At 37.0% G+C, this 18,888-nt stretch carries 13 protein-coding genes and 1 pseudogene; 3 read left to right on the top strand and 11 right to left on the bottom strand.

Annotation, left to right across the window (positions count from 1 at the left end; translation table 11 throughout):
- Positions 1 to 61: 61 nt before the first annotated feature.
- Positions 62 to 298 carry a DUF2093 domain-containing protein gene (locus ACFIO5_RS07265; protein ID WP_375608064.1) on the top strand — a complete coding sequence of 79 codons (237 nt, stop codon included), beginning with the start codon at positions 62 to 64 and terminating at the stop codon, positions 296 to 298.
- A gap of 14 nt (positions 299 to 312) precedes the next feature.
- Here ACFIO5_RS07265 and lpxK read toward each other — a convergent pair whose 3' ends face one another.
- From lpxK to ACFIO5_RS07225, 8 genes are all read right to left on the bottom strand, one after another.
- On the bottom strand, positions 313 to 1,353 hold the full coding sequence (lpxK, locus tag ACFIO5_RS07260) for a tetraacyldisaccharide 4'-kinase (protein ID WP_375705178.1): 1,041 nt from the start codon (positions 1,351 to 1,353) through the stop codon (positions 313 to 315).
- Complete coding sequence (waaA, locus tag ACFIO5_RS07255) at positions 1,343 to 2,665, bottom strand: lipid IV(A) 3-deoxy-D-manno-octulosonic acid transferase (RefSeq protein ID WP_375705177.1); 1,323 nt, start codon at positions 2,663 to 2,665, stop codon at positions 1,343 to 1,345. Before waaA ends, lpxK begins: the two co-directional genes overlap by 11 nt.
- A 1,371-nt stretch (positions 2,666 to 4,036) precedes the next feature.
- A complete protein-coding gene (locus ACFIO5_RS07250; RefSeq protein WP_375616897.1) occupies positions 4,037 to 4,282 on the bottom strand; it encodes a DUF4170 domain-containing protein in 246 nt (81 codons plus the stop codon).
- Between the two features lie 46 nt (positions 4,283 to 4,328).
- Positions 4,329 to 5,135 carry a 3'(2'),5'-bisphosphate nucleotidase CysQ gene (locus tag ACFIO5_RS07245; RefSeq protein WP_375700873.1) on the bottom strand — a complete coding sequence of 269 codons (807 nt, stop codon included), beginning with the start codon at positions 5,133 to 5,135 and terminating at the stop codon, positions 4,329 to 4,331.
- A complete protein-coding gene (locus ACFIO5_RS07240; RefSeq protein WP_375705176.1) occupies positions 5,122 to 6,453 on the bottom strand; it encodes a TldD/PmbA family protein in 1,332 nt (443 codons plus the stop codon). Before ACFIO5_RS07240 ends, ACFIO5_RS07245 begins: the two co-directional genes overlap by 14 nt.
- A 1,200-nt stretch (positions 6,454 to 7,653) precedes the next feature.
- The gene (locus ACFIO5_RS07235) at positions 7,654 to 8,103 is read right to left on the bottom strand and encodes an SRPBCC family protein (RefSeq protein ID WP_375705175.1); all 450 of its coding nucleotides are present in this window, start codon (positions 8,101 to 8,103) and stop codon (positions 7,654 to 7,656) included.
- Between the two features lie 542 nt (positions 8,104 to 8,645).
- Positions 8,646 to 9,212: a 16S rRNA (guanine(966)-N(2))-methyltransferase RsmD gene (gene rsmD / locus ACFIO5_RS07230; protein WP_375610789.1), complete on the bottom strand. Its 567-nt coding sequence runs from the start codon at positions 9,210 to 9,212 to the stop codon at positions 8,646 to 8,648.
- Complete coding sequence (locus tag ACFIO5_RS07225) at positions 9,193 to 10,593, bottom strand: pseudouridine synthase (RefSeq protein WP_375705174.1); 1,401 nt, start codon at positions 10,591 to 10,593, stop codon at positions 9,193 to 9,195. Before ACFIO5_RS07225 ends, rsmD begins: the two co-directional genes overlap by 20 nt.
- A 268-nt stretch (positions 10,594 to 10,861) precedes the next feature.
- On the opposite strand from ACFIO5_RS07225, the gene ACFIO5_RS07220 reads away from it, so the two are divergent.
- Positions 10,862 to 11,308, top strand: coding sequence for a nucleoside deaminase (locus tag ACFIO5_RS07220; protein WP_375705173.1), 447 nt, complete (start codon positions 10,862 to 10,864; stop codon positions 11,306 to 11,308).
- A 652-nt stretch (positions 11,309 to 11,960) separates the two neighbouring features.
- Here the strand turns inward: ACFIO5_RS07220 and ACFIO5_RS07215 are convergent.
- From ACFIO5_RS07215 to ACFIO5_RS07205, 3 genes are all read right to left on the bottom strand, one after another.
- Positions 11,961 to 12,452, bottom strand: a complete 492-nt coding sequence (locus ACFIO5_RS07215; protein ID WP_375612104.1) for a hypothetical protein — start codon at positions 12,450 to 12,452, stop codon at positions 11,961 to 11,963.
- A 178-nt stretch (positions 12,453 to 12,630) separates the two neighbouring features.
- Entirely contained in the window at positions 12,631 to 15,546 is a 2,916-nt protein-coding gene (gene ileS / locus ACFIO5_RS07210; RefSeq protein WP_375705172.1) for an isoleucine--tRNA ligase, read from the bottom strand.
- 248 nt (positions 15,547 to 15,794) lie between these two features.
- Positions 15,795 to 17,525, bottom strand: a complete 1,731-nt coding sequence (locus ACFIO5_RS07205) for an outer membrane beta-barrel protein (RefSeq protein WP_375636586.1) — start codon at positions 17,523 to 17,525, stop codon at positions 15,795 to 15,797.
- Positions 17,526 to 18,205: 680 nt separating this feature from the next.
- Between ACFIO5_RS07205 and ACFIO5_RS07200 the strand changes: the two are divergent.
- Positions 18,206 to 18,888, top strand: a pseudogene (locus ACFIO5_RS07200) (tyrosine-type recombinase/integrase); the annotation flags it as partial.

Raw genomic sequence — 18,888 nt, 5'->3', positions numbered from 1 at the left:
TTTATAATACATTTTATGGCACTTTTCTTGAATCTCTTGTATCAAGTAAGAAGGAGTTATAATGTTTCCCAATGGTGAACGCGAAGCAAAAATTCATTATTCTAATAACGGATATGACATTATAGAATATGGTACCTATACCATTTGTGCTGTTAGCGGGCAAAAAATCCCTATAGATGATTTAAAATATTGGAATCATCACCGCCAAGAAGCATATGCTAGTTGTGAAATCTCCTATCAGCGCGAACTTGAGTGCAACCCATATCTCAAGCAATTGTTAAAAACAAAAGAAAAATAACCCCTCGAAAAAATTTAGCTTTTGCCTTTTAGACAAGAAAATTCAAGGGAACGTTTTCTAAAGCGGGTCATGACCTCTTCAAGGACCATACGACAGAAGTCTTTTTGAACAAAATCGACATTCACATCAAAGATAATAAGATTTTTCAAATCTTTTTGCATGTGAATTGTCTGTATACGGGTATAATCTTTAGCGGTTGTTGCGAGCCACAAATTATGCATTTTAGCCTTTTGTATAAGGCTTTTTAAATTTTTATCTGTGAAAAAATAGTGGTCTGGATATATGTAAGTTTGCACCACATGACCAGACAATTCTTTAATAGATTTAAAAAATTTATCTGGATTGCCAATACCAGCAAATGCCAAAAATGATTTTCCTGAAACCTCATCAGAGGCACTGGCTTTAAGATGAGCACGATATAAAGGCTTTCCAGTACGCGAAACAAGAAAAGCGACATTATCAGGCGCATCGGAGTGACCAATCACTAAAACACTATCCATAAAAGAAAACTGCGTTTTTAATGGTACGCGCAAAGGTCCTGCTGGAAAGACAGCTCCATTACCAAAACCGCGCATCGCATCAACAACGAGTAACGCATAATCCATATAAAGACGGCGACTTTGAAATCCGTCATCCATTAAAATAAGATTACATCCCTCTTGTTTAAGCCGTTGTGCCGCTGCATAACGATTAGGTGATACAGCTACAAAAGCATGCCGTGCAAGTAAAAGTGCCTCATCTCCAACACTATATGGAGTATCATATTTTTCATTTACAAGATGTACCCCTTTAACTGATCCACCATAACCACGAGATACAATACCAGGTACGAAACCAAGTTCTTTAGCCACTTTTGTAAAAGCAATAACAACCGGCGTTTTACCCGCACCGCCACATGTAAAATTTCCAATACACAAAACTGGCAGATCAATCACGGGAGGCTTTCTTGTCATAAAACAACTTGAAAAATAACCATACCCCCATGAAACTGGAACTAACACAAAATGCAAAAAGCTTTTATTTTTCCACCAAAAACGAGGGGCGCTAATATGCATATCTACCCTGACGCTGACGTAAACCTGTTTGTATTACAAGGGGTTGTAAAAATGGATCTAAAATCTTTAATGTGCGCTCAAATGCACCTGCCATACCTGTCGCCACTTCATGAGCCTTATCAACCATTTCTTGCCGCAATGTTTCATTTGTTAAAAGCTTATACACCTGAATAGCAAGCTGTTTTGTATCTTGAACCATATATGCTGCATCATGCGTTAGAAATTGTTTGAACATCTCTTGAAAATTTGAAACATGAGGCCCTGTCAAAATAGCGGAACCAAGCAAAGCCAATTCCAATGGATTGTGTCCACCATTTCCACATAACGATTTACCAACGAAAGAAACTTTCGATAAGCGAAGAAAAAGTCCCATTTCTCCAATGGTATCTCCCCATAAAATATCGGTATTCATGTTTGGAACAGCGTCTCTACTCCTACGAATAAAACTTAACCCCTTATTATCGCATTTTCTGATAAGATCTTCTGAACGTTCAGGATGACGAGGTACAATAATTGTTAATAAATCTGGCAAATAATTTTTAACAATTTTATGGACCTCAAAAGCAATCTCCTCTTCCCCTTCATGCGTTGAAACAGCTGCCCAAACTGGGCGATTGCCGATAGCATTACGATAACGTGCAAGCAATTCTTGATTTTCAACCAGAAAAACATCAGCCTTGAGATTACCAGAAAACGTAACAGATTTTACGCCAAGTGTATGGTAATAAGCTACATCTCTTTCATTTTGACCAATCGCCAAATCAATATCCTTAAAAATATGTTTGGCAAGAATACGTCGTTTTTGCCAAGCTTTAAAAGAACGTTCAGACATATGGGCATTAACCAAAATCTGCGGAATACGCATTTTTGCAAGTTCTTTAATACGAAGAGGCCAAATTTCTGATTCACAAATTAAGACGAGATCAGGCTTCCAATGACGAATAAAACGGCGCACTGCAAAATCTAAATCCAAAGGAGCATATTGATGAATCAACCTATTACCAAAATATTTTTTCACAAGAGTAGAAGATGTCACCGTCCCAGTTGTCATTAATACATTGATTTCCAATGATAAAATATAATTTATAAGTGGAACAAGTGCAAGTGTTTCTCCAACACTTGCTGCATGCAACCAAACTAACGAACCTTGGGGGCGTATATGAGAACTTTTACCTAAACGCTCTTTTTTGCGACACCACTCTTCTTTTCCACGGATAGAACGAAAAAATAAATAAAAAGGAATAACAGGACATAAGCAAAAACCAATTATTCGATAGGTTAAAAGAGCCGCATGTGCCTTTAATTCTACCATTTAAAATCACCTCATCCAGCTATTTTAAGATATCTATATACTTATTTTGTTAAAAAATTCATCAACACTATTGGTTGCATCCATATTTTTTAATATCATCCATATCTTAAATAAAAAAATCTTAATCCATGAGAAAATTCAATACATATACACATTATTTAAATCTCTTTTAATTAAATTTTGTAACTTATATCGATTTTATAACTTCATTCTGCACCCTATAAAAAACCTTACTCAAAAATAACAAAACTACATTTCAGCCGATTATAATTTTGAAAATATAAATGATAAACCTATGACATAGATTGTATCAATTTTTTCAACTCACTGAATAAATACTTCTTATGATTTTAGTGAGACTTTGAATTTTGCACGTTGGTATTTTAGAGAAAAAGCTTATTTTTACATATGTTAGGTATTGTCAATTTTTCAAAAAATAACCCATATAGACATTACAACCTAATATAAATACAACAAATAAAATGTGTTTAAAAGGAAGCTCAATCTCTATTATTTCATTTCAATAAAATGAATATGTCAAACTAATCTTAAAAAAACTTTTGAATAGTATAGAGTTCTCATTTTAAATTGTGATATAATCTCTTAAAGGTAATCCAGAAAAATCTAATCTTGTTTAATAGAGAATTTCTTAAAAGTCTTAAAGCAATTTAAATAAGAGTTTTCAAAATTTTAAATCCTCTCTTTTCAGGAGGTCGCATGATATATTATTCCTTTTAAGATTGTATATAATCAACACAAAATGATTAACTTATAGATTGTAGTTTTAAACGAGTACTCAAGAAACCCTTATGAGGTAAGTTAACTTCATAAATCTATTCAGTTTCTCTAAGTTTCTAATTTTGATAAAGTTTCTAACGACTTTCATGGTTTCTAAGCTTATAGTAATAACTCGTTGAAAAAATTCCAATAGATAAGTAACGAATGCTAATAATCTCAACAGAGTAATAATTGCTATCATTAATAATGCTACTCTTTTTATTAATCTTAACGCATTAGTGTCTCATACCCCATTCAAAAGCAGAGTGACTATTCACAATATAATCATAAACTTCGAGTGATAGCTGTCATGATAATATTGCTGTTGTAAATAGGTTGATAGAAACTGTCTTGCATTTTTATTAAGCGTAAAGATGGTGGTGCAATAATGGATTTTATACCTTGCAGGAACACCATTATGAAATGGGTTTAGGTGCTTTGGGAGATGTTTCTTAAAAAAACATATGAATTTTAAACAACAAGCATATTCTTTTTTACGGCATTCTATTTTACCCAAAGAACGTACCTATGAAAAGGACGACTAAACAAAAGCATGAAGCAATCTACAGGTTATAATAACCAAATATTCAAGCTTTATTCTGCATCGCCTAACTCAGCATCAAGAAACTGATGCAAATCTACAATGTAATAACGTTGTAATGCATTATCTACACTGCTTTGTGCTTTTGCCTGCCATGCTTCTTGAGCGGATTGATAATCTGAGAAAATACCAACCACATCTAAATCATCAGGATTCTTAAATTGATTACTGTTAAGATTTTTTAATTCCCCACCAAATACAAGATGTAAATATTGTTTTTTTTCGTTGGTTTCAGTCATATGTGCCTCCATATCATTTAGATTATTTTAGCGCGCTTTTACATGATTAAACTAACTTTGTTTGACGAACAACATCTATCATATCTTGACAGCAATTATTTTTACCAGCAATTAAAAGTCCATACTGGTAAGGTTCAATTCCATAAGATAGTAAAGGGGCATCAAGCGATAAAAAACACCCTCCACACTCCTGCAAAATAAGATCAGCAGCGGCAATATCCCATTCATGACAATTCGGACGAACTAATACGATATCAATTTCATCTTGAGCAACAAGAACAATACGATAAGCAAGAGAAGGAAGATAATGATAAAGACTGACTTGATTGAGAAAATCATCTGGTAATTTTTGTGCGAGCGATTTATCAAGTGAAATTTTATATTTTCGATGAACCTGAAAGGCTAAACGAGGAAGTTTTATCCCATTTAATGTTGCCCCTCCACCCGTTACAGCTGTATAAACATCTCCTTGAGCCGGACATTGTAAAACGCCCACAATAGGACGCCCATTCTCAATAATGGCAACCGAAATACACCAATAAGGATTGCCAGAAAGAAAACCACGCGTTCCATCAATAGGATCAACAACAAAAGAGCGCTCATAATAATCTTGTTTTTCTCGATTATCTTTTGTTTCTTCTGAAATCCATCCATAATTTGGACGAGCTCCAAGAAGCCTCTCTTTCAAGAAATGATCAACAGCAAAATCTGCTTCACTAACTGGGGAATTACCTTCTTTAATCCAGACATCCAACGTGCATCCAAAATACCGCATTGCTAAATCTCCTGCCTCTCGACAAACATCACGCAAAAGATTTAAATCAGAAGAATGATGCGTGTTATTTTCCTGCAAGTGTCATACCTTCAATTAACAATGTTGGAGCAGCTGTACTATAACGCCGATCAATATCATTGGCAGGTGTTAAATGTGCTAACATATGAAGCAAATCAGAACCTAGCGTTACTTCACTTACCGGATAAGCAATTTCACCATTTTCAATCCAAAAACCGGAAGCCCCACGACTATACTGACCAGTAATAAAATCAATGCCATGACCGAATAATTCGGTCACATAAAATCCATTTCGCAAATCTTTTATCATATCGCAAGGCGATACTAAACCCGGTTCAATAGCAAAATTTGTACTGGTCGGCTGCACTAATGATGCCGAACGCATACCGTGTCCATTTGTTTTAAGTCCCAATTCACGTGCTGTAGATGATGAAAGAAGCCAATTTTTTAAAATACCATTTTCAATAATATTGAGTGTTTGCCCCTCTACCCCTTCTCCATCAAAAGGATGAGAAGCATTTCCACGTAATCGCAAAGGTTGATCGGTTACATTAACATTAGGCTTCATCACTTCCTTGCCTAGGAAATTCTGTAAAAGACTCGTTTTTCGAACCACAGAGGCTCCATTGACCATAGATGCGATATGCCCTGCAATTCCACGAGCCGTACGCGGATTAAAAATAACATCAACGCTCCCAGTCGCCGCACGAACTGCACCCAAACGTCGAACAGCACCAAGCCCTGCATTCTTTCCCACAGTTTCTGCTGCCTCTAAATCAGAAAAATGTAAGGCTGTTGTATAATCATAATCCCGCTCCATCTGTGTTCCTTCACCTGCAAGAGCACTACAAGAACGTGAAAAACAACTTGAGCGATAGGCTCCACAAAAACCATCGCTGGTCACAAGAATAAACCCACTACGGCCATAAGCTGTTGCAGCGCCACCAGAATTGCTTACACCTTTAACATCAAGAGCTGCTGCCTCCGTTTTTAAAGCATCTTCTGTTAAAAAATGACTGCTGGGTACAAAATCATCAAAAAGATCAAGATCTTTAGGATACTTAACCAAACACTCTTTATCTGCCAAACCTTCAAATAAACTATCGGGAGAAGCTTTAGCCATCGCAACAGCACGTTCCGCAAGTTCTTGCGGATAAGATCCTAAATTAGCAGAAACACTTGCTACTTTTTTTCCAACAAAAACCCTTAGAGTAAAATCATTGCTCTCTGCTGCTTCTGTCGATTCGACTTTCCCAAAACGAACTGATACACTGGTAGAATGAGCATGAACAATAACAGCATCAGCAGCATCTGCCCCAGAACGCTTTGCTGCTTCAACCAGCGAAACAGCTTTCTCAATCTGGTTTTTGTCAGTCATTATAGACTCCCTAAAATATTTTATTATTTACATTGATAAGCATTCTGACAAATTTATACAAATCAGAATATAACTCTTGTGTATTGATTCATAAGATTATGCACATTCATGCATTCTTTTTCTTTTAATGCATTAAATCATTTCCCTTTTAGCTTCTTTATGAAAAAACGTAATATGCCGTATATGCCGTAAAATCTCTTTAGTTTCAAGATTTCTCATGGGGCCCTTATCATTTTAGGAGCCAAATCTCCACTGACAATCAAATCAACAGAACAATTGGCAATTAACAAAAGTCTTAGCAATAACACTTGAATTTAAGCCAAAATCCTCAAAAATTCGAAAAGCATAAAATGATTTAAATCACAGGTCTTCCTTCCTCTGGGTAGTAAAAAACTTACCTCATATCTTTCCTATAGCATTCTTTTATTTCCAAGCAAGAATCAAGAAAATGCCTTATATTTGTATACACTTCTTTGCTTCTATAAACTCTCTCATAATGAGACGGCACTCTTGTAAATGAAACAAAACTTAAACAGAGTAAAAAATATTTCCTTCCATTATGGTTTCAACAAAATGAGCAGTCATAAACTTCTTTACCCTAATGGACGTAATATCATAAAGAACTCATTTTTATATTTAAAAGTAATCAAGAAATTATCTTGTAATCTTTCAATAAAATTAACAGTTTGATTTATACTTATAATTTATTGTTTTGTAATTTGTATAAAAAAGCCTAATATCATAAAATTCTCTCTGTTTCGAACCTATTCATGTTGAGTCAATCACAACTATTTGCGAGCAAATCATAAGTAAGGAGCGTATGAATGAAAACCATTTAAGAAGAAATCAAAATGTCTCTTATGAAGGTTTTAAATGCAAAAGCTATCGCAACATTAGAAACCAGCAAATATCATGACGATATGGGCCTACATCATAAGAGAAGCAATGAGCTTCTGAAACTTTCTCATTTTCAACGAAGAGAGCATCTTATAAGCTTTTATATATAAAAAATTCAATGAATTTCATAAGATTTTTAGCGCAAAATTAATCCCGTAAGATGATTTGAATCGATTTCAACAGCTAACTAAAACCAAATCATAGCTCATCAATTTGCTATATACTCATAACTGATTTCATTCTAACAAGGCTAAGAGTTCTGCACCTTTTTTAAGGTATTAACTTCTTTATAAATGCACCCCCTTACAAAATGCTTTTGTTTTCAGTAAGAGCACGTCTGCTCATTTCAATCATTGCATCGCGAAGATGTAACTTAATTTTTGACCCAATAATCATTCCAAAGAAAGGAGAAAATAAACCAGACATGGTTACAGTATGACGAATTTTGTTATTTGAAGAACCCGATTTTGTTGAACAAATATATTCATGATTAAAACTCATACGTGTAAAAGGAAGTTTAGCATAATCAGAAAAACAAACATTTTTTATAACTTTATCAAGTGTAAAAGTTACTGTAGGTCCCTTTTTAGGTTTCATGCGTCCTATAGCGCCTTCTTTGAAAGGACCAGAAAGTTCTACCCACTCAAGTTCACTATCCCAGCAAGGCCATGATGCCACATCTTCCCATATAGCCCAAATTTTCTCAGCACTTGCTTCTGTACTAATTTCTTCACTATATATCCATTTAAACATGATAATCTCCCCTTTTTTATAAATTACTTATCTTTAGTGATAAAAAATAATATAAAAAAGTATCCTTAAAGCTGCACAACGATAATATACTTAATACTCTCAGATCTACTTAATATGTAATGATTAAATCAACAAGCGATATTACTAAACTAAACACACAAATATTCAGGATAAATGAACAATATTTTCAATACTAAACAAAATATCTTTTTTAAGTTTAGACAATAGCAAAAATAGAAGTTACGCATCATTAAAATATAAATGCAGACTGCATAGCTTAAAGCTTTCAACTGTTGATGAAATGTAATGATTAAGGTATAGCAGAAAGAAATTAGACAAAAAAGATCATAAATATTATCGAGGATATATATATCCTATTGGAGAAAAAAATCCTTCTGTAGTAAAGCTAATAAAAATTCATCAATTCCTTTAACATTAGAATCTTTTATTGACTTTCTGCTTAACCTTTTAAAAACCATATAAAATGAAGAAAACTGTGAAAAAACATTTTTTTATCCTATCGGATAAAAACAAAAACTTTCTCAAGATGTAAGCAATCGTAATTTATAAAGACGTATTGCTGTCTCACCATAAAAACGCTCATCGTCTAGATAAAAAATATCTGGTAAATGAATAATCGTATCTTTCTTTTCTTCGAGCACGAAGAGTGTATCAGCTTTTGCCCAACCTCCTCGCAAAGCTTCTACAAAAGCACGTTCACCTAAACAACGGCTATAGGGAGGATCAGCGCAAATAACATCAAATGGAAGCATTGTTCCAATATTGCCAAGTTTGGTTGCATCACGACGCAAAATCCGTCCAATCCCTTGCAATTCAAAAGCTTCGATATTTTTTTGAAGTACTCCACGCCCCTCAACTGAATTTTCAACAAAAACAGCAGCCTTTGCTCCACGTGAAAGTGCTTCAATGCCTAAAGCCCCAGTCCCAGCAAAAAGATCAAGAATGCGTTTATTGGTCCAAAATTGTTCTTCACGGCTAGAAAGAATATTAAAAAGGCTTTCACGTGTACGATCACTCGTTGGGCGAATCGACTGATTAACAGGCGAAAACAAAATACGCCCAGCAAATTTACCGCCTATGATCCGCACGTGGACCTCCAAATCGCTTCGAAGTTTTTGCACCGTCCCTATGTGGTTTAGATTTTTTCATAGCACCACCAAACGATTTTACCTTTTCCTTTCTCTCAAAAGAATGCTCATCATGACCACCTTTTATCATTTTCTCTTTATCCTTTAAAAAGCGATCTTTCTTACCAAAGGGATGCGTCTCTTCATAAGATATTTTGCCATGTTTTTGAACAAAACTTTCCCTCTTCTCTTTGTATGATGGATTTTCTTTTAGTTTTTCCTTGCTTCGATGAAATGATTTTCTACCATCCAAATCGCTCTTATGACCATGCGATTTCTCCTCACTATAAGAAGGCTTTCTACGTGCACTTTGCGGACGTGCACCAGGAGCCATCCAAACATTAGCACGGCGAGAACGCGGTAGAAAACGCTCTGCTTTTCCTTCTTCACTTTTCTCCTTCTTTACATTCTCATGAGACTTTGTACTTAATCGTGCGCGACTATGTTCAACAGAACCATCTCTTGGTCGGCGTCGTATTGCCCTTTCACTTGAGAAAACCCAACCATCATTTGCAATAGAAAGATCTTTCTGGCTTTGCTTTTCTGCAACAACTGCAGAATTTGAAAATGGCTTAAGAATAGGAGCATCAAAATCTGCATTGGCTTGCATAATCAAACGCTCCCCCAACTGATCTCGTAACATCCGCCCTTTTAACTCTTGCACAGCTCCTTCTTCTAAATCAGAGAGATGAAATGGACCATAAGATACACGTATTAATCGATTAACTGATAATCCCAATGCCCCTAAAACATTCTTTATTTCACGATTTTTTCCTTCTCGCAAAGCGACAGAAAGCCATACATTCGACCCTTGTTCGCGTTCAATTGATGCTTCAATCGAACCATAAAAAATACCATTAATCGCAATACCATTTTTAAGGTTATCCAACGCGCTTTGCCTTACTCTTCCATGAGCACGGACACGATATTTGCGGACCCACCCCGTTACAGGAAGCTCTAATACACGCGCTAAGCCACCATCATTGGTTAAAAGCAAAAGCCCTTCCGTGTTAATGTCAAGCCTTCCAACAGAAAGAACACGCGGCATTCCTTTTGGTAAATTACTAAATACTGTAGGTCTGCCTTCAGGATCACGGTTCGTGGTGACAAGACCTGCTGGCTTATGGTAAAGCCATAAACGCGTTCGTTCTATAGGAGGTAAAGGTTTGCCATCAACTTTAATAACATCAGAGCGGCTAACATTAAAAGCAGGCGTTGTCACGACTTTACCATTCACAGAAATACGACCTGCAACAATCATCATTTCTGCATCTCGACGCGAAGCAATACCAGCACGCGCTAACCTTTTAGCAATTCGTTCACTCTCATTATTTTCATTCATTTGCGTTTCAAACCAATCTTTGCAAGTATGTTCAGAAAATTATTCACATGCACCATACCGCTTATCCTGAAAAATGAAGTAGCATAATCATTTATCATTTTCTATACTTTAACGACAATAATATATCTGCCGGCTTGCAAGTTTGTTTTAAACTCTTAAAAAATAGAGGTCTTCTTTTCATTATAAAAGCATAATAAATTATTCATTCCATAGCATTTCTTATCGAGATAACCTTTAGATTTTCTATACCTTCAGTAGAAAGAATATTATGACTTTGACGCCCATGGAAATAGCCCTTTTAGAAGCACAAGAGGCTGCAAAAACAGATGAAGTTCCCGTAGGTGCTGTCATTACACGTGGAAAAGCTATCATTGCACGCGCTGGTAACTTTATAAAATCTGCATATGACCCTACAGGACACGCAGAAATACGCGCAATCCGTATGGCTTGCGAAACATTGCAAAGCGAAAGGCTTCCTGATTGCGATCTTTATGTAACACTTGAACCTTGTGCTATGTGTGCCGCTGCCATTTCATTTGCACGCATACGACGTCTCTATTATGCAACAAATGATCCCAAAGGAGGTGCTATAGAAAATGGCCCACGTTTTTATCAGCAACCAACCTGCCATCACAAACCTGAAATTTATTCTGGTTTCAAGGAAAAAGAAGCAGCTCAATTACTTAAAGACTTTTTTATACAAAAGCGATACTAAAAATAATTCTTCTTCCATAACTTTCACTCTTTAAAAACTATCCTACTTCTCAAAAAAGACTGTTAATTCTTCTGATATATATATATATAGCAAAAGCTATTTCGAAGCATTTTTTCTCTCTTTTAATTCTGCATATTGTTTCTATTAGATGATACATTCATTCAAAAGAATAATTCATTATTTTGTATATAAAATATAAAGTCCAAAATATCGTAGATATGCTCTCATTTCAAATTACATTGAAACAGTAAAAATCACTTTCTTGCACATCATAAGCGGAATTATCGTCTGGATAAAGAACGTTTTAGAAAAGACTAAAAATGTCTCTTATGAAAGCTCTCAAATGCAAGAATTATCGCAACATTGGAGTCTGTAAAATAAAATGATGGTATCCACTTTCTCCTTCCTAAGCATAAAGTATTGGAGCACAATAGATTTTACGTTATACTAGCCACATGAGCAATGTTGTAAAATGAGCTTGAGAAATGTTTCGTGTTAAGGAAACGCATAAGGAATCTCTCGATGCTGTTGTCATATTGCTATTTCATGAGAATACCCCCCTCCTACAGCAGCATTATAACTGCGCGCGAATGAGGGCTTGGTATCATAAGTAATTGGAAAAATACTTTACTTTAAATGTTTTGTCTTTTCCCTATCGACCAATAGGTGCGGTTTTTGCCGGTTGGCGATAACTTAAAGGTGGTTCAGTGAGATAGCGACGGTATTTTGAACTTCCAACTTGTGCTCTCTGACGACGTAAATATTCTTGTCGTTGCTTCGCATTCAACTGTGAAGGATTTTCTGAACCAACGCCATTAACTGACGATCCTTTGTGAGGAAAAGGAGTATTTCCTTGATGCTTCTTCGATGCTGCCATTTCATTGACAGATCTATCTTGTTGTGGTACCGGCAAAAATCTGCGTGAACTAGGGCTTGGTATTACAAGTTTTGGATGAGGTTTCATAACAATCTGGCTGCTGTTATTTGTTGGTGTTAATGAAGTGATATTAGCAACATCTTCAAAAAACTGTATTGAAACTGGTTTATTGGTACCATAGGTAGGAGCGGATAAATTGCATCCCGTTAAAACAAAGCACATCCCTAAAATTCCTATTGGAAATATTTTTATTTCACGTTTTCTCACTGCCTATTCCATTTCCTAGGTGTATGGCTGATTAATATTCCCGTTATTTATGAGAGAACGGTCCATACACAAATTTCCCCCCCTGCAGATAAAACAACGGAACTTTTTTCGTACCACAAAAAACTATATTCATCAATATGAGAAATTTACTTGCATTTCTTTCCTTTGATCTAAAACTTTAAATCTTGCCAAGAATCTGCAATTCCCGCAAAGCAGCTGCATCACGAGCAGATACATCCGGATAAGCTGGATCACTTCCAACATCTTGTGTATAACGCCATGATCGAGCACATTTTTTTCCTAATGCCTTCTCTGGATATACACCAACACCTTCAACATCATTCAAAGTAAAAGCATCGGAAGGTATTGTGTCCTGCGTAATTGTGAGTGCACTGGTAATACAGATCTCCGCCATATCCACATTTTCTAATGCCTCTCGTAAAACCAGATTGGAAATAAAAACAATAGGCGCAGCTTCCAAAGAGGATCCAATACGCTTATTAGCACGTTCAAGCTCTAAAGCACCTGTCACAACTTTACGGACCTGCCGAATTTTTTTCCAACGCTCAGCCAAAGATTGGTTTTGCCATTCTTCTGGTACAGAGCGAAATTGTTCCAAATGCACCGATTGGCTTTCTGGATAACGCTCTAACCAAGCTTCCTCCATAGTAAAAGGTAACATTGGAGCAAGCCATGTTACCATACGCTCAAAAATCTCACGGACAACCTGCAAGGAGGCCTTGCGTTTTTTTGATGAAGGCGCATCACAATAAAGAGAATCCTTGCGGATATCAAAATAAAATGCCGATAACTCAATGATTGAAAAATCCAATAATGCACGCATAATCTTTTTAAAATCAAATTCATCGTAAGCGCGATTAATCAACTGATCAAGTTCAAAAAGCCTATGCAATATAAATTTTTCAAGATCCGGCAGTGCACCATAAGATACTTCTTCTCCATCATCATGTGCTAAAGTTCCTAGCATCCAACGAATTGCATTGCGTAGTTTACGATATGAATCCACATTTGTTTGAAGTATTTTTTTGCCTAAACGCTGATCTTCCCAATAATCGGTTGTCATAACCCAGAGACGAAAAATATCAGCTCCAGATGTTTTAATGATCTCTTGCGGAACAACCGTATTGCCTAAAGATTTAGACATTTTCTTACCATTCTCATCCAAAGTAAAACCGTGTGTGATCACGGACTTATAGGGAGAACGAGCACGCGTACCACAGCTTTCCAAAAGAGAAGATTGGAACCATCCGCGATGTTGATCTGAACCTTCAAAATAAACATCAGCAGGCCATTTCAAATCAGCCCGATCTTCTAACACAAAGCTATGGCTTGCTCCAGAATCAAACCAAACATCCAAAATATCATAAACCTGTACCCAAGGCTCATGTGCACGCTCACCTAAAAAACGTTCACGTGCTCCTTCAGCAAACCATGCATCTGCCCCTTCTGCTTCAAAAGCCCGTAAAATACGCTCGTTCACACCTTCATCTTTTAGAATAACACCATCCTCATTCGCAAAAATACAAATAGGAACACCCCAAGAACGCTGACGAGAAAGAACCCAATCAGGACGATCTTCTATCATAGAAGCTAGGCGGTTTTGTCCAGAAGACGGCACAAAACGCGTTTTTGAAACAGCTTCCAAAGCCCGACTACGTAAAGTTGAACCATCCCCAAAATCTTTATCCATTGAAATAAACCATTGTGGTGTATTGCGAAAAATAACGGGTTTTTTTGAACGCCAACTGTGGGGATAGGAATGCTTTAAACGCCCCCGTGCAAACAATCGATCTGCTTTAATTAAAGCGTTAATGACCTCTTTATTGGCATCACCCATTTTTCCATTATCATCAATAACACGTGCAGGTCCTCCTTCACGATCTGGTCCTAAACCTGGAACATCTTTCGTATAGAACCCTGCATCATCAACAGGAAACGGTATAGATGAATCAATCCCCGCTTGCTCCAGTAAGGACTTATAATCATTCCAAATTTCAAAGTCCTCACGCCCATGGCTTGGTGCTGTATGGACAAAACCTGTACCCGCACTCTCTGTTACGTGCGAACCATCAAGCAATGGAATTTTAAAGTTATACCCCCCAGCCAAACCTTTGAGTGGATGAAAAAGAACAAGAGCTTTCAACTCTTCAGAAGAAATAACACGCAAACGCTTCAAAACAAGTTTGGCTTTTTCTCCACAACTCATCGCTAAAGCGTCTGCAAAGAGAAGCTTTTCTCCCACTTGAGGACCAAAATCATTTTCAGCACTTTCAACTTCGTAAATACTATAAGAAATTTGCGAAGAATAACTCACTGCACGGTTAGCAGGAATTGTCCACGGTGTTGTTGTCCAAATGACGACATAAGCACCATATAAATCATCAGAATTTGCTTCAAAGACAGGAAATTTAACCCAAAGCACCTCTGATTCATGATCATGATATTCAATCTCAGCCTCTGCCAAAGCCGTACGCTCTACAACAGACCACATCACCGGCTTGGAACCACGATAAATCTGATCTAACATAGCAAATTTTATCAATTCACTGGCAATGTGTGCTTCTGCATGAAAAGCCATTGTAGTATAAGGCGTGTTAAAATCTCCCACGACACCAAGGCGTTTAAATTCTTCACTTTGGACGGTTACCCAATGCTGTGCAAATTCACGGCATTCTTTACGAAACTCGTTAAGAGGTACCTCATCCTTATTTTTTCCTTGTGCTCGATATTTTTCTTCAATTTTCCATTCAATTGGAAGCCCATGGCAATCCCAACCAGGTACATAATTTGCATTAAAACCGCGCATTTGGAATGAACGGACAACCACATCCTTTAGAACTTTGTTTAAAGCATGCCCAATATGAATATGACCATTTGCATAAGGTGGACCATCATGAAGAATATAAAATGGACGATGTTTTGCTTGTTGGCGCAATTGCGCATAAAGCCCCATATTTTCCCAACGCGCCATCAATTCAAGCTCTTTTTGCGGAAGCCCTGCACGCATAGGAAAATTTGTCTGTGGGAGATAAAGGGTTTTTGAATAATCTATTGTTTCATTTTTCACAGTCATTGTGAAATATTCCTGTCCACTTTTACGATTTCATTTTTGCATAACTTCCCTGAACCCTGCAACTCTGGTTTTTATCTATAGGGAAAGCCGAGCTTATCATTCGTATTAAGCAGCGATCAGGAAAATATATCATCACACTCTATGGGCTTTATCATGAAATTCACAAGAAAAGAAATCAAAAATTGATCTTTTAAAAAATAAAGGCTCCACTAATAGTGGAGCCTTTTAGAAATTTACTCTTTTAAAAATTAGAATTTATAAGCTACACCAACACGGAAATCATTGGTTTTGTAGTTAACTTCAAGTTTTTCCTTTGCAAATTTCTTTTTACCAAAATCAGAGTAACGATATTCTGCACGTACAATCACATTATCCAAAACCGAGAAATCAACGCCACCACCAAGTGTGTAACCAATCATGGTTTTTGTTTCATCAGATAAGTTCTTAGAAGAAACGACTCTTCCATCCTCATCCTTAACGGATATTGATACAGTGTCTTGGAACTGCCCATAAGCAATACCGCCAGCAAGATAAGGCATAAAGCGATCAGCAGCAAAACCAATACGTACCCGTGTAGCACCACCCCAATTTTGTTTGAAAGTATGATTTAAAGTTTCAACTTCATCCTCTTGATCAAGACCAAGTTCAGAAGCCAGCTTTTTTATTTGTTCTATACCATATACACTGGAATCGTTCTTATCCACCGCTTGTGTACTTTGTGCAGCGTGTCCAGACATATTCTGTCCACCATGAGAACGAGAAGCATGTGGATTAGTACCATTCGGATGAGCACCAGAGCTACGCCCACCTGCATGAGGTGCACCATGCGAATTAGCATTTCCGCTACCATGGGAAGAACTATGATGACCTCCGTTTTGGGCTCCGCTTGTTCCATTGGAATATTTTGCTGACTCAGAGGTTGACCCTGATCTCGCGAGTACAAGTGATCCGCTCGGTACTGTTTTTTCTACTGCTGATGGTTGTGATGCAGGTTGTACCGATGTGGGTGCTTTTGCTGCTGGCTGACTTGCGCCTAATACTGTTGATGAGGCAGAGGATACTGGTGCTTTTTCAGCCGTTTTTGCAGATCCTGCTTCTGCAGATTTTGCAGGTGCACTTGTTCCACTTGACCCTACTCCTGCTGTTTGATTTCCTGCTGTTGATTTTACCAATGAGGACGATGATGACTCCCCTGCTACTCCTGCCCCTGTGCCAATAGCTGTTGGTTTAGATGTAACTGGATTTGATCCATTTCCTCCTACTGCTACCGATGGCTGTCTTGTATCTGATCTTGCCAATAATCCCGATGATGCTTGCACTGATCTTCCCTCTGTCTGTGGGGAGATTTTTTTAGATGGAACAGTTTGTGTGCTGCCCTCTGCTGGCGTTGGCGTTCCTCTTACTTCTGATCTCGTCACTTGTTTGGAGGTTTCTGTTTCTGCAGCAGGTTTTGTTGATGTAGTTCCTACATCTGCTACTTTTGGTGCAGGTTGTTCTGAAGCAGCTGTTTGTGTTGTCTTTCCTGTTGGTGTTCCTGTTGTGGTTACAACTTCTGCGGATCTGCGGGATCTTACGACTGCATTTTCTACTGTAGTGTTATCAGCCGCACCTATGGTAATGGTCTTTGTGTGTTTTTTTCCAGATATCATTAAATCCGTATCGATGCCAAAAATAAAGTTATCACCGAGATCAATATTAGAACCTGCATAAAAACCACCTACAAAACCTGAAAGTTTAGGAGAGAACTCTTTATCCAGTGGTAAACTCTTTTCTTGACCAACAAGAGCCACATCAGCCTTGCTTGAAAAACCACCAGCTTGGACACCTAAATAAAGACCTGTCCATGAAAAAGTAGGTGCAACAATGGTAGAAGTAGTCGATGATGCTGGCTGATGAGGAATCATAACATCAGCAGCTAGTGCTGTAGACGCTGAAATTAAAGAAAAAATAGACGCTGTTATTAAACGTTTTGTATTCATAAAATCTCTCCAAATATCCAAAATGAAATTCATATAGAGCATCTTTTCTGAAATATCTGTAGCAAAAATGACACACTCACAAAAAAATAAAGATTTTTTGAAAATAAGGCTTCTTAAACTTTTAATTTTGCATTCAATGAAAATTTGTAAACTAAATCACTCTAGAATTATGTGTCTTAAAGTTGGATTCATTTTCATTAAATTTTTGCATAACTGTTAATGATAATATTCTTTATAAATTTCTTTTTACCGAAATCTGAATAACCGTATTCTGCATGCAATAAACTATCATCTGTTATTGCAAAATCAATGCCTGTGCAAACAGTGAAATCAAATGTTGCCTTTTTTAAAACCAAGCGCCATCAAAGTTTCATCTATTATCAGCATGATCTACTTTTGGTGCTTTAGCGATAGTATTTTGTATCTAAAATTAAGAAAACAAAGAACTTATTCAAACACTTGCAAAAAGACTTTTAGATTCTTTGCATAAGCATCTTCATCACGCCACATCACTTTGATTTATAATGATAACTTATTGTTTTCATATTGAATGAAAAAACTAATACTGTAGGATTCTATCATTTAAAATCTGTTCCATGTTGTATTAATCAAAATCATTCGCTTGCACGTCAAAAGCGGGATAAATGTGTGGATCAAATTTGTATAAGAAAGGACTAAAAATGGCTCTTATGAACCGTCTTAATGCAAGGTCTGTCGCAACATTGGGGGCTGGCAAATATAATGATGGTGCCGGCTTGTTACTTCATAAGCGTAAAGATGGTGGTGCTCAATGGATTTTACGGTATACCCTTCACGAACGTCGTCGTGAAATGGGATTGGGTGCCTTAAGACATGTCTCTTTAAAACAAGCCCGTGAATTGGCAACTAGGTGGCGTGCTGTTTTACGTGAGGGGCGTGACCCTATTAAAGAACGCAACAAACAAAAGCGTGAGGCAATGCGCAATCTCCATTACTTAAAAGATATTGCTTTAGATGCTTTTGAAAGCCGTAAAGCTGAATTAAAAAATGATGGCAAGGCTTGTAATTGGTTTTTACATTTACGCCTCCATATTCTCCCCAAATTAGGCTGTCTGCCCGTTTCAGAGATTACACAAACAGAGATACGTGATACCCTTGCCCCTATTTTGCATACAAAAGCTAGAACTGCTCGAACAGCATTGATGCGTCTTAATCTTTGTCTCAAACATGCGGCTGCCTTGGGTTTGGACGTTGATTTACAGGCAACATAAAAAGCACGCGCTCTCTTAGGAAAGCAACTCCATAAAGTTATTAATAGACCAGCCATGGATTGGAGAGATGTGCCGGCTTTTTATCAAACGCTTTGTCAAAAAACAACTATGAC

Source organism: Bartonella sp. AA86SXKL, from assembly GCF_042196885.1.
The sequence above is the reverse complement of the archived record's forward strand: the minus strand, read 5'-3'. Positions and strand labels throughout refer to the sequence as shown.

Coding starts and splice junctions, on each gene's coding strand:
- ACFIO5_RS07205 (WP_375636586.1), bottom strand. CDS start 17,525: ATGAATACAAAACGTTTAATAACAGCGTCTATTTTTTCTTTAATTTCA.
- ACFIO5_RS07235 (WP_375705175.1), bottom strand. CDS start 8,103: ATGTTTAAATGGATATATAGTGAAGAAATTAGTACAGAAGCAAGTGCT.
- ACFIO5_RS07240 (WP_375705176.1), bottom strand. CDS start 6,453: ATGACTGACAAAAACCAGATTGAGAAAGCTGTTTCGCTGGTTGAAGCA.
- ACFIO5_RS07265 (WP_375608064.1), top strand. CDS start 62: ATGTTTCCCAATGGTGAACGCGAAGCAAAAATTCATTATTCTAATAAC.
- lpxK (WP_375705178.1), bottom strand. CDS start 1,353: ATGCATATTAGCGCCCCTCGTTTTTGGTGGAAAAATAAAAGCTTTTTG.
- ACFIO5_RS07250 (WP_375616897.1), bottom strand. CDS start 4,282: ATGACTGAAACCAACGAAAAAAAACAATATTTACATCTTGTATTTGGT.
- ACFIO5_RS07220 (WP_375705173.1), top strand. CDS start 10,862: ATGACTTTGACGCCCATGGAAATAGCCCTTTTAGAAGCACAAGAGGCT.
- waaA (WP_375705177.1), bottom strand. CDS start 2,665: ATGGTAGAATTAAAGGCACATGCGGCTCTTTTAACCTATCGAATAATT.
- ACFIO5_RS07225 (WP_375705174.1), bottom strand. CDS start 10,593: ATGAATGAAAATAATGAGAGTGAACGAATTGCTAAAAGGTTAGCGCGT.
- ileS (WP_375705172.1), bottom strand. CDS start 15,546: ATGACTGTGAAAAATGAAACAATAGATTATTCAAAAACCCTTTATCTC.